At 63.4% G+C, this 12,309-nt stretch carries 11 protein-coding genes; all 11 read right to left on the bottom strand.

The window, feature by feature from the left end; genetic code table 11:
* Positions 1–2 precede the first annotated feature (2 nt).
* Genes EKO19_RS26170 through EKO19_RS26120 form a run of 11 tightly spaced genes read right to left on the bottom strand, consistent with a single transcriptional unit; the run spans position 3 to position 12,093 of the window.
* Positions 3–1,028: an ABC transporter substrate-binding protein gene (locus tag EKO19_RS26170; RefSeq protein WP_129780061.1), complete on the bottom strand. Its 1,026-nt coding sequence runs from the start codon at positions 1,026–1,028 to the stop codon at positions 3–5.
* Between the two features lie 58 nt (positions 1,029–1,086).
* A complete protein-coding gene (locus tag EKO19_RS26165) occupies positions 1,087–2,307 on the bottom strand; it encodes an EAL domain-containing response regulator (RefSeq protein ID WP_129780059.1) in 1,221 nt (406 codons plus the stop codon).
* A gap of 13 nt (positions 2,308–2,320) precedes the next feature.
* The gene (locus EKO19_RS26160; protein ID WP_129780057.1) at positions 2,321–3,463 is read right to left on the bottom strand and encodes a protein-glutamate methylesterase/protein-glutamine glutaminase; all 1,143 of its coding nucleotides are present in this window, start codon (positions 3,461–3,463) and stop codon (positions 2,321–2,323) included.
* On the bottom strand, positions 3,457–4,263 hold the full coding sequence (locus EKO19_RS26155) for a CheR family methyltransferase (protein WP_129780055.1): 807 nt from the start codon (positions 4,261–4,263) through the stop codon (positions 3,457–3,459). The genes EKO19_RS26160 and EKO19_RS26155 overlap by 7 nt, the downstream gene beginning before the upstream one ends.
* A 49-nt stretch (positions 4,264–4,312) precedes the next feature.
* Positions 4,313–6,088: a methyl-accepting chemotaxis protein gene (locus tag EKO19_RS26150; protein WP_456107273.1), complete on the bottom strand. Its 1,776-nt coding sequence runs from the start codon at positions 6,086–6,088 to the stop codon at positions 4,313–4,315.
* A gap of 47 nt (positions 6,089–6,135) precedes the next feature.
* Positions 6,136–6,501, bottom strand: coding sequence for a response regulator (locus tag EKO19_RS26145; RefSeq protein WP_129780051.1), 366 nt, complete (start codon positions 6,499–6,501; stop codon positions 6,136–6,138).
* Positions 6,502–6,516: 15 nt separating this feature from the next.
* Positions 6,517–7,518, bottom strand: coding sequence for a methyl-accepting chemotaxis protein (locus EKO19_RS26140; RefSeq protein WP_129780049.1), 1,002 nt, complete (start codon positions 7,516–7,518; stop codon positions 6,517–6,519).
* Positions 7,519–7,528: 10 nt separating this feature from the next.
* Positions 7,529–8,068 carry a chemotaxis protein CheW gene (locus EKO19_RS26135; protein WP_129780047.1) on the bottom strand — a complete coding sequence of 180 codons (540 nt, stop codon included), beginning with the start codon at positions 8,066–8,068 and terminating at the stop codon, positions 7,529–7,531.
* Between the two features lie 9 nt (positions 8,069–8,077).
* A complete protein-coding gene (locus tag EKO19_RS26130; RefSeq protein ID WP_129780045.1) occupies positions 8,078–9,781 on the bottom strand; it encodes a methyl-accepting chemotaxis protein in 1,704 nt (567 codons plus the stop codon).
* An 18-nt stretch (positions 9,782–9,799) separates the two neighbouring features.
* Positions 9,800–11,788, bottom strand: a complete 1,989-nt coding sequence (locus EKO19_RS26125; protein WP_217705591.1) for a chemotaxis protein CheA — start codon at positions 11,786–11,788, stop codon at positions 9,800–9,802.
* Complete coding sequence (locus tag EKO19_RS26120; protein WP_129780041.1) at positions 11,785–12,093, bottom strand: STAS domain-containing protein; 309 nt, start codon at positions 12,091–12,093, stop codon at positions 11,785–11,787. The genes EKO19_RS26125 and EKO19_RS26120 overlap by 4 nt, the downstream gene beginning before the upstream one ends.
* Between the last annotated feature and the right edge of the window lie 216 nt (positions 12,094–12,309).

Raw genomic sequence — 12,309 nt, 5'->3', positions numbered from 1 at the left:
CATCAGATATTGATGGCCGCCGCCTGCGCCGCCTTGGCGAAGCTTTCGTCCATATAGGCTTCGTAAGCGATCGGATGTTTGATCGTGCCCGCCTGGATCGACAGCTGCATCAGCTCCTCGAACTCGGCGCGGATCATGCGCAGATCGCCGTAAGTCACCCGGTCGGTCGGATTCTCCATCACGAAACGAATGATGTTGGGATCCTGATTGAAGTATTGCTTGCCGGCGGCAATCTGCACCGCCTTGTCGCGATTGCCCTGTTGCAGATCGAGCCACTGGCCCGCGCCGAGCACGTAATTGACCAGATCCTGAACCAGCGGGCGATTGGTTTGTATCAACTCCTCCCGCACCGTGAGCACGCAACAGATGTAGTTGCGCCATTCATCTCGCGTCATGCGCAGCGGACGCGCATAGCCGGCGCTCTGAGCTGCCGCGCCAAAGGGCTCGCCCGTGCAGTAGGCGTCGACCGCGTTCGCATACAACGCCGCGGGCATGTCCGGCGGCGGCATTTCGACGATCTCGATATCGGCCGGCGTCATGCTCTCCTGCGCCAGCATCTTGCGCAGAAACAGGAAGTCCACGGCGAACCGGCTGGGAATGGCGATGCGTTTGCCGGACAGCTGACGGAACGTCTGATACGGCGAATCGGTGCGCACCATGATGACGGCGCCGGAGCGATGGCCCAGCGACACGATCTTCACCGGAATCTTCTTGTCCGCCAGGTCCATGACCAGCGGCGCCAGCATGTAGGCGGCCTGGATCCGGCCGGCCATGAGCGATTCCTTGATCTCCGGCCAGCCGCTGTACTTGCTGTACTGAAAGGCAAAACTCTGCCCGGCGGCCTGCGGCGCCCGGGAACGTGCGACGCACGCGACCGGCAAAGTCAAATTACAGGTGACGGGCAAGCCACCGACGACCAGCGGGCCCGCCGATGTTTCACTGGAACAGGACATCAGGCCGACCGGCACGGCCGCGGCCATCATTGCCTGAAGCAATTGTCGACGCTGGATGCGATAGCTTTCGGACATTGCCAGTACGAGCCGAAGGGAAATCGGCGCGTAGTGTAGCGGAATGGCCGAGGCAACCCTAGGCGCGCAGCTGTGCCGCCTGCACGCGATATTGTTTCATCCAGCCGATCAGGTCCTCGCCGGACATGGGCTTCGCGATCAGCCAGCCTTGGCCGAGGGTGCAGCCATACTCCTGCAGCATGCGCCACTCATCGAGCGTCTCGACACCCTCGGCGACCGTGACCAGCCCCAGCCGGTTCGCCATCTCGATCGCGGAGCGCAGGATCACCTGCAGACTCTCACGCTCCGGTGCACCTCGTACGAAGCTGCGATCGATCTTCAGCTCGGTGAACGGAATGCGTGCGAGCTGCTGCATCGATGAGAAACCGGTGCCGTAGTCGTCGATCGACAAACCGAAGCCTCGCAGACGCAGCTGAGCCAGCACACTCAATGCCGTGCCGACGCGGGTGACCAGCGAGCTTTCGGTGATCTCGATGACGATCTGATCCGGCGTCAGACCGTGACACTGCTGCAACGAGGATATTTCCAACGCGAGGTCGGAACGCTCGAGTAGCATCGGCGACAGATTGATCGCGACTGGCAGATGCAAGCCGCGAGCGCGCCACGCGGCGTTCTGCAACATCGCCTGATTCATCACATCGATGGTCAGACGATGAATCAACTGACTGCGCTCGGCGACCGGAATGAACTGATCCGGCGGCACCTGGCCCATCGTCGGATGTTTCCACCGCGCCAGCGCTTCCACGCCGCGGACGATGCCGGTGCGAATGTCGGCCTTCGGTTGATAGTGAACGTAAACTTCGCTGCGCTCCAGGGCATCCGATAGCGAGGTGGCATCGACGCCCAGATCCACACGCTGCGAAGCGCGCGCGAGCTCTCTGCCCTTCGCGTTCTGAATGGCCTGCCGCAGAACGTCGGCCTGCAACGGCTTCTGAACGGCGGCGAGCACATGCAAACCGAGCACGCCGCCCATTTCGCGAACCGTGTCGATCAACGCCCGCTCGCGCGAGGAGGCGACGATCACAGGAATATCGAAGCCGAGCTCCTGCAACTTCACCAGGAACTCCGGGCCATCCATGGTCGGCATTTCCAGATCGACGATCACCAGGCCGGGACGCGGTGAGATCGCGGTCAACAGCGCCAGCGCCTCGCGGCCATTGCTGGCCTCGTGGATCCTGGCAATGCCCAGCGCCTTGCAGATCGACACCGCGTGGTCACGTTGCACGAAACTGTCGTCGACGATCAGCACGGAGGCAATCGACACAGGCGGCGCGGTCATGCTGCTTCCCTTCCTACTTCCCTTCTATTCGCTTGCCGGCACCGAAGTCCAGCATGGAGCGCGGCAAGTCGCCGAGCGACAGCACGCGCTGCGCGCCGCCCATGCGAATTGCTTCCTTGGGCATGCCAAACACCACGCAAGTCGCCTCGTCCTGCGCGATCGTGGCGGCGCCAGCGTCCCGCATTTCCTTCAAGCCACGGGCGCCATCATCGCCCATGCCGGTCATGATGATGCCGAGCACGTTCGCGCCGGCGCACTTCGCTGCCGAACGAAACAAAACGTCAACCGAGGGACGGTGCCGGTTCACCAGCGGACCGTCGATGATTTCCATGTAGTAGTACGCGCCGCTGCGCTTCAGCATCATGTGCTTGCCACCGGGCGCAATCAACGCCAGACCGGGCAGCAAACGATCGCCGTGCCGGGCCTCGCGCACTTCGATCTGACACAGACTGTTCAAGCGACTCGCGAAGGCAGCCGTGAATTTTTCAGGCATGTGCTGGACGATCGCGATGCCTGGGCTCACTCGCGGCAGACACGTCAGCACCTGCTCCAGCGCCTGCGTGCCACCAGTCGATGTGCCGATTGCAATGATGCGCTCGGTCGTCTGCTGAAGCGCTTTCGGGCCGCTGGGCGAGAGAATCGCGTCGGCCGTGAGCTTTGGCGGCACACCGAGCGCCTGCGCAGGCTCCGCCGACATTCGAGGCGCCGCGCGCAGCCTGCTCACATTCGCATGCGAGGCCGCTTTCACCGCGGACGCAAGATCCGCCGACGCATCTTCGATGAACCGGCGCAGGCCGAGCTTGGGTTTGGTAACGATGCTGACGGCGCCCGCCGCCAAGGCTTCGAGCGTGGTAGCCGCCCCGGCCTCGGTGAGCGTCGAGCAGATGACGACGGGCGTCGGTCGCTCGGCCATGATCTTGCGCAGGAACGTCAACCCGTCCATGCGCGGCATCTCGACATCGAGCACGATGACCTGCGGCCACTTCGTCTTCATGCGCTCCATGGCGAGCAACGGATCGGCGACCGCACACAGCACTTCGATGCCGGGATCCGCGTTCAACACCTCGGTCAACGCCTGGCGCACGACCGCCGAGTCGTCGACGATCATCACCTGCACGCGCCGCTGGCTGGCTTGAAGGGGACGCGTGTTCAACATGGCTTGCGATAGATCGAAGGAGCCACCGCCGCCGCCGATGCATTCAAATCGTTCAAGGTCTCCGAGTGTCCGATCAGCAGATAGCCGCCGGGTTTGAGGGTCGACAGCACGCGCTCCACCACCTGGCGCTTGGTGTCGGCGCTGAAATAGATCATCACGTTACGCAGGAACACGAAATCGAACGGCCCGATCTTGGGCAAGGTCGTATTCAGGTTCACTTGCATGAACCGCACTTTGTCCCGCAGCGGACGGTCGACGAGGACCGTCCCTTCCTGCGCGCCGGTGCCACGCAGACAGAACTGCTGCAAGTAGGCCTTGGGCGTATGAACCGTGCGCGACACCGGATAGTGGCCGGTGCGAGCCCGCTCGAGCACGCGCGAGCTGATATCCGAGCCGAGGATTTCGAACGGTGTGGTCTGCAGCGTCGCTGCGAGCACCATGGCGATGCTGTAAGGCTCCTCGCCCGTCGAGCACGCCGCGCTCCACACCCGGAACGGTTGGCCCCGGCCGCGCGCCTGTTCCGCCTGCTCACGCAGCAGATCGAAATGTTTCGGCTCGCGGAAGAAGTACGTCTCGTTGGTGGTCAGCAGGTCGATCGCAAGCTGCACTTCCTGCGCATCCTGCCCGCTCGAGAGCACCTTGAAGTACTCGGCGAACGTTGGCAGTTTGCGCAGGTCGAGCCGCTTGGACAGCCGGCTCATCACCAGCGCCTTCTTCGATGGCGACATCGTGATGCCGGCCGCGTCGTAGATGAAGCGCTGGAACAGCGCGAACTCCTTATCAGTGATGGCAGTCGTCATCGGCGCGGTCGTCGTCTATCCAGGGGGCTGTGAGCTGAAAACGTTTCAATCAGAACTTGGCGAAGCTGCCGAGGTCCGGGTCGCCGGCGGCCAGCGCCAGGTTACCAACGACCGCCGGCGCGCCTTTCTTGATCGTGGCTTTCTCGGTCGGCGCTTTCCCACGCGCCGGCTTGGCGCCGGAACTGAACACCCCGCCCTGAACGCGGAAGAACGCCACGGTCTGCAACAGCTGCTCAGCCTGACCGCTCATTTCTTCGGCGGTCGCCGCCAGCTCTTCGGAGGAGGACGCGTTCTGCTGAGTCGTCTGGCTCAACTGAGTCATCGCGGAGTTGATCTGATTGACGCCCGACGCCTGCTCCTGCGAAGCGGCCGAGATCTCCTGCACCAGATCCGAGGTCTTGGTGATGCTCGGAACGATTTCATCGAGCAGCTTGCCGGCGCGCTCGGCCAGCTCGACGCTGTTGATCGCGACCGTGCCGATCTCCTGAGCCGCCACCTGGCTGCGCTCGGCGAGCTTGCGCACTTCAGCCGCCACCACCGCGAAGCCCTTGCCGTGCTCACCGGCGCGAGCCGCTTCGATCGCCGCGTTGAGCGCGAGCAGGTTCGTCTGATACGCGATGTCGTCGATGATGCTGATCTTCTGCGCGATCTGTTTCATCGCCGAGACCGTGGCCTTCACCGCCTCGCCACCCTCGCTCGCCTCACCCGCGGACTTGCGGGCCATGCTGTCGGTGACCTTGGCGTTCTCGGTGTTCTGGGAGATCGACGCCGTCATCTGTTCGATGGACGCGCTGGTCTCCTCGACACCCGCGGCCTGTTCGCTCGCAGCCTGCGACAACGACTGCGCGGTCGTGCTCACCTGCTGGGACGCGCTCGACATGGCATCGGTCGCGGTGTTGATCTCACCGATGATCATCGAGAGCTTCAGCACGGTGCTGTTGGCGTATTCCTTCATCTCGTTGAACACGCCTTCGTAATTCTTGTCGATGGTCTTGGTCAGGTCGCCCTCGGAGATGGCGCGCATCACCTTCGACACTTCATCGATGCTGCCGCCGGCGGCGGTCACCATGTCACGCATGGCACGGAGCATGTCGCCGACTTCGTCCTTGGACTCCGATTCGATGGCGACCGAGAAGTCACCCTTCGCCAGGCGATTGGCCGCCTGTACGGCGATACCGAGCGGACGCGTCACGCCGCGGCTGATGACGAGCGCGAGCACGATGCCGATGATCACGCCGGCTGCGAGCGTCACGAGGATCCAGTTGCGGCTCACCGAGTAGACGGCGCCGGTCTCCACGAGCGCTTCGGCCGCGCGCGTTTCCTTCTGCTCGGTCAGCTCACTCATCATGGCGTCGAGCTGATCGGCGTGCTGACGCACCGTATCGAGCGAGCGCACCAGATCTTCACTGCGCGACTGCAGCGGCTGCTTCGCGGCCAGCGTGAGCGCGCGCTGCATTTCAGCGTCGTATTCCGCCCAGGTCTTGCCGATGTCCGAGAACAGCTGCTTGGCGCGGTCGGAGACGAACAGCGGCTGCGCCTCCTCCATTGCCTTGAGCGCATCGGTGGAGTTGGTCTTGATGGATTGCAGGTGTTTGTCGCGCTCGGCCTCGCTGGTCGCGAGCAGGAAGTTGGAGCGCGCCCGACCGATGGCGATCAGTTTGATGTTGGCTTCCTTGATGTGCGACAGACCCATCAGTTCCTTGGTGTACATCTGCTCGGCCTTGTCGTCGATCTTGCCGGCGCCGTACAGGCCGACCATGCCGATGACGATGCTGATCAACACCAGCATCATGAAAGCCGCGATCAATCGAGGGCCGATCCGCATATTCGAAAGCATTGCAATCTCCAATTATTGTTCTTGCGGGACGCGCTTCAGGCCAGGCAGAGCTTGGCGACCGCGTCCAGCATGGTCTGAGGTTGAAACGGTTTGACGATCCACGCTTTGGCACCCGCCGCGCGGCCTTCATTCTTCTTGTCCTCGCCGGCTTCGGTGGTCAGCATGATCACCGGCGTGAACTTGTAATTCGGATGGGCCTTGACGGCCTTCAGGAACGTGATGCCGTCCATGCGCGGCATGTTCACGTCGCTGATGATCAGGTTGATCTTGCCCGCGAGCTTGGTGAGCCCATCCTGGCCGTCGGTGGCCTCGATGACTTCGTAGCCCGCGCGGGTCAGCGCGATGTTCGACACCTGCCGCACCGAGGCGGAGTCGTCGACGATCAGAATTCGCTTAGCCATTGCCATTCACTCCGTTCAAAAGAATTCGACGTCCGACCCGCCCTGTACCTTGAGGGTCGGTGCGGGAACGCTGCCCGCCGTGACTTGATGATTTCTGCGCTGTTCTTCGGTGGTGTACGTGCTGACCATCTGCGCCATGTAGGCGGCAGTGTCGATCTGCAGCTGTTCACCGCGTGCCACCGCGCCCGCCCGCTCATCGAGGTCTTGCATGCTGCCGACCACCTGGGCCATGATCTGGCCGACGCGGTCCTGGAACTGCAGCTGCACCAGCGAATCCTCGATCTCGCCTTTGATGACCCCGCTTTCGCGACGCAGATCTTCGGCGGAACGCGCCAGGCCTTCGCTCATGTCGCCGAACTTGCCGAGCACGCCCTGAATCCGATTGCCCGAGTCGTGCAGCGCTTCGCCTTCGCGCGCCGACACGGTCTCGTTGGTCGTGATGATTTCCTCGAGCGACTGATTGACCAGCGCGATCTTCTGCGTGATGCCCTTGCCGGTCTCGCGCGAGGCGGTGGCGAGGTTGCGAACCTCGTGAGCCACGACGGCAAAGCCGCGACCGGCCTCGCCCACGTGCGCCGCTTCGATGGCCGCGTTGAGCGCGAGCATGTTGGTCTGAAACGCGATCTGTTCGACTTCGCTCGCCATCTTCGCCAGCTCACTGCTGTGCGCGGCCAGCGCGCGGATCTGTTCGGCCAGCGTCGAGCGGCTCTTGTGAATCTCGTTCAACGCACTCATCACTTGCGCCAGCTCCTGCCGGCCCTCGTCCAGGGCCCGCGACAGATCGGCGCCGCCGGAGTTGTGCTGAGACGCATCGAGCGCCAGATCGAGCCGGTTGACGATGCTGGCAAAGCGCCCGCTGAGCGCGATGATGGCCTCTTCGCTCTGCACCCGCGCCGTCTCGACCTGTTTGGTCCAGATCGGCAGGGCCTGGATACAGACGGCGTCGGCAGCATGCACTTCGGTCTGCGCCGGCGCCGCAGCTCGGCCGCGAGTAAACAATTTCACAACGTTTTGCACTGTTTCGGTCCTATGCGGCCGGCTGCACGACTTCGCCCGAGGCGGCGGCGTGGGTCAGCATCTCCATCTCCTCGACGCACAGCACGCGGTCGACGTCGAGGATGATCACGAACTTGCCCCGCACCTTGCCCATGCCCTGAATGAAGTCGGCGCGGATCGAGGCGCCGAAGCTCGGCGCCGGCTCGATCTCGCTATCGGGAATCTCCAGCACTTCGTTGACCGCATCGACCACCACGCCGATGACGTGGCTTTCGTCTTCGACCCGGGTCTCGATGATCACCACGCAGGTCTTCTTGGTGACGGCCGCGCTCGGGCGGCCGAAGCGCGCGCACAGATCGACCACCGGCACGGCGGCACCGCGCAGATTGACGACGCCGCGAATGAACGCCGGCATCATCGGAATCTCGGTGGGCGCCGAGTACTCCAGAATCTCCTTGATCGACAGAATCCCGAGCGCGAACGTCTCGCGCCCGAGCACGAACGTCAGATACTGGTTCTGGTCGTGCCGGCGCTCGGCGTCGTCCGCCTTGGCGGCAGTATTGTTTGTCATCGTCTGCTCCTAGAAGCGCACGAACTGATCCATCGTCACGCTATGGTCATGGCCGTTGCCATTCGCTTTGCCGTTGCCGCCGTGGGCATGCGCCGCCATCGCGACCGCGGCTACGGGCATCTCCACCGGCGACTTCGGCGCCCAGCTCGACGGCACGCGATTCACGCGCGTCGCCGGCTTGGCCGCCGGCCTGGACGCAGCACCCGAGCTCACACCCTCGACCTTGAAGAAGGAGATGGCGGCCTGCAGTTGCTGCGCCTGGCTACTCATCTCTTCGGCAGTCGCGGCCAGTTCTTCACTCGACGACGCATTCTGTTGCGTCAACTGTGACAGCTGCGTCATTGCGGTGTTGATCTGGCCCACGCCTGAGGACTGTTCCTGGCTCGCCGCAGTGATTTCCTGCACGAGCTCGGAGGTCTTGCGAATCGCGGGCACCATCTCATCGAGCAACTTGCCGGCGCGCTCAGCGAGCTCGACCGAGGAGCCGGCGACTTCACCGATCTCCTGCGCGGCCACTTGCGAACGCTCGGCGAGCTTGCGAACTTCGGCGGCGACGACCGCGAAGCCTTTGCCATGTTCGCCGGCACGAGCGGCTTCGATCGCCGCGTTCAGCGCCAGCAGGTTGGTCTGATAAGCGATGTCGTCGATGATCGAGATCTTCTGCGCGATCTGCTTCATCGCCTCGACCGTCTGACGCACGGCCTGACCGCCTTCGGAAGCTTCGGTCGCGGCCTTGCTCGCCATCTGATCGGTGATCTTGGCGTTGTCGGTGTTCTGACCGATCGACGCCGTCATCTGCTCCACCGACGCCGAGGTTTCCTCGACGCTCGCGGCCTGCTCGGTGGAGGCCTGCGACAGCGACTGCGCGGTCGCCGACATTTCTTCGGAGGCGCTGCTCAACGTATCCGAGGACTGACGCACCTCGCCGACGACCTGCGACAACCGCTCAGTCATCGTGCTGATCGCCAGCAGCAGCATGCCGGCTTCGTCACGCGAATTCGCGGTGACGCGCGCGGTCAGATCGCCCTCGGCCATGCGATTCGCCACCGAGGCGGCAAGCCCGATGGGACGCGTGATCGACAACGTCACCCACACGCCTGCGATGAGCGCGAGCAGCGCCGCAATCGCCGCGCCGGTCATCATCATCTTGCTCGCCTGGAGATAAGTGTCTTCCGCGGCCTGACCGGCCTCGTTCACCGACGCCTTCTCGTGATCGAAATACGCATCGGTCGCTGCCGTCATGGCTTCGCGCGCTTCGCGCTGATCGGTACGCAGCCAATGCACTGCCTCCTCTCTCTTGCCCGCCTGCAACAGCTCGACCATCACGTCCTGCGCCTTCGCATACTCGAGGCGGGCACGCACCACGCCGGCCAGCTTTTCCTTGCCGCGCTCGGACGTGACCGTCGCGGTCAATTCATCGACGATCTTGGCGTTGCGCTCGCGTACGCTCAGCATCTGCTGAACGGCCTTGTCGAGCTGCTTGGCGTCGGTGGCGAGCAACTGATCGCGGGCGACCAGGCCCAGGGTCTCGGCATTCTTCTGTAACTCCAGCGCCAGCTCCATCTTGGGGACCCGATTCTCGACCACGTCGTCGGTGCTGACTTTCATCAGCTTGAAGCCGTCGATACCGATGTAGGTCACCGCCCCTAACAGGATCAGGATGAGCGCGAAGCTCAGCCCGAGCCGGATTCCTATCTTCAAATTCCTGAACATTGACTACTCCAATATCAATCAATCCGTGAGCGCGCGGCGCGGCGCGACCTGGACCTGACGCGTGTTCAGGCACAAGTCGAGCAGGCTGGGCACATCCAAAATCAGGGCCAGCTGGCCCGTTCCCAGAATCGTCGAACCACCAATGCCCCGGATGCGGCTGAACAGCCGCGACAAGGGCTTGATCACCGCCTGCATTTCTCCGAGCAAGTCATCGACCACGATGCCGATGCGCTTGCCGCCGGAGCGGATCACCACGATGCTCTCCCGACGCGATGCAGACGAACGAATAGAAAACATTTCGCGCAGGCGGACGAACGGCAGCACTTGCCCGCGCAGATTGATGTAACGCTGGTCGCCGTCGGCCGCGCGATGTTCATCGCCCAGCTCGACGCACTCCTCGACCAGCTCCAACGGAATCACGAAGGACGAGCCGCCCACGCCGACCAGGAAGCCGTCGATGATGGCGAGGGTGAGCGGCAGGCGGATGCGCACTGTCGTGCCCTGGCCTTCCTTGCTGTCGAGCTCGACCGTGCCGCGCAGCGCATTGACGTTGCGCTTCACCACGTCCATGCCGACGCCGCGGCCGGACAGGTTGGTCACCTGCTCCGCCGTCGAGAAGCCCGGCTCGAAGATCAGCGCGAACGCTTCGCCGTCGGTCAGCGAGCTGCCGTCGGTGATCAGGCCGCGCTCCATTGCCTTGGCAATGATGCGCTCACGCTTCAGGCCGCCGCCGTCGTCGGCCACTTCGATGACGACCGAGCCGGAGTCGTGATACGCGTCCAGACGCACCACGCCTTCGACGTTCTTGCCGCGGTTACGACGAACCTCGGCGGTCTCGATGCCATGATCGATGGCGTTACGCACCAGATGGGTCAGCGGATCGGTGATGCTCTCGATCAAGGTCTTGTCGAGCTCGGTCTCGGCACCGCCGATTTCGAGCCGGATTTCCTTGCCGATCTCGCGCGCCACGTCGCGCACGATACGCTGGAAGCGCGAGAACGTCGGTCCGATCTGCACCATGCGCAGCTTCAGGGCCTGATCGCGCACTTCTTCGACGAGCCGCGCCAGGCGCAGCGTCGATTCATTCAATTCCGACAAACCCGCCTTGCGGGCGGTGATCGTCGTGGTGGCACCGGCCGTCACGAGCTCGCCGATCAGATCGATGAGCGCGTCGAGCTTGTCGCCATCGACACGCAGCGAACGGTCGCTGTTCTTGGCGGCCTTGGTCTCCTTGGCATCGGAAGCCTCACGCTTCTCGGCTACCGATTCGCTGGCCACCGGCGCCTTCGGACGCACCTGCAAAGTGCAATCGTCGCGCACGAACTCGAACGCGCCCTCGATGCGCTGCTGAGTTTCACTGCTCGCCAGCTCGATCTCGAAGCCGAGATAGCAAGCTTCGGCGTCGAACTCTTCCGCGGCCGGCAGACGCTCGGTGAGCAACGTCAGCTCGACGATCTCGCCGAGCGTGCTCAAATAACGAATGAATGACAGCGGGTCCATGCCATTGCGCAGGACCTCAGTATGAAACTGCACCGTAATCTGCCAGCCTGCGGCCGGCGCAACGGGAGCAGAGGCCGAAGCAGAGGCAGACGCAGTGGCAGTAGCGTGTGTGGTAGCGGGGCCGCCGGCGCGGGCGCTGAGTTTCTGTAGCAGGCTCTCGCCTTTGGTGGCGAGCTGCACGTCGTCGGGCTTGCCGTCGGCAACCGCGTCCACCAGATGTTCGATATGGTCGCGACATTCGAGCAGGATGGCCGCCAGCGTACGATCCATCTGCAAGCTGTTGGCGCGTACGCGATCCAGCACGCTTTCGACCACGTGAGTGAAGGCAACGATGCCGTCCAGGCCGAACAGGCCGGACGAGCCCTTGATCGTGTGGGCCGCGCGGAAAATGGAGTTGACGGCTTCGGCGCCGCTCTCACCCTGCTCGCATTCGAGCAAGGCGGCTTCCATCTCGCGCAGCAGCTCGCGACTTTCCGCGATGAAAGTAGGTAATGCTGCGTCGGTCATGATGCTGCCTGCACTTCGTTGTTATTGAGGGCGACGTTGCACAGCTCGAGCACCTCGGCCACGCACTCGCTGGGCTGCACGACATCGAGGCGATGCCCGTTGGCCTCCACGATGCGCCGGGCCATCAGCACGAGTTGCAGGCCGGCGGTGTCGAACTCCGTCACGTCCGACATATCCAGGCCCACGTCGCCTGTCTGTGCACGCACGGCGTCGAACAAGGTCTGCGCGACCTCGGTGGCACGGTAGATGGTCAGTTCGCCATCCACTCGCAGCTCGCTCATCGAAAGTTTTTGATCCTGGTCCATCACTTAGTCCTTCGGCTCCACGGACCGTATCGGCCGGGAACGGTGTCGGATAAAGCGCGGCGAATCCCTGAATGTCCTGAGGGTGGGCCACCCGCGGACGTATAAGACATCACCGTAATCGGTGGTCGGACTGTGCGGGCCGGTCCTGCGCGTCCCTGCGCCCCCGGCATTCGGGCATCCTGCCCAGCATAAGTCCGCCGCGGCAATTGATTCTTC

Origin of the sequence: Peristeroidobacter soli, assembly GCF_004138485.1 — a bacterium.
GTDB lineage: Bacteria > Pseudomonadota > Gammaproteobacteria > Steroidobacterales > Steroidobacteraceae > Steroidobacter > Steroidobacter soli.
This window is presented reverse-complemented; position numbering and strand designations above follow the sequence as displayed.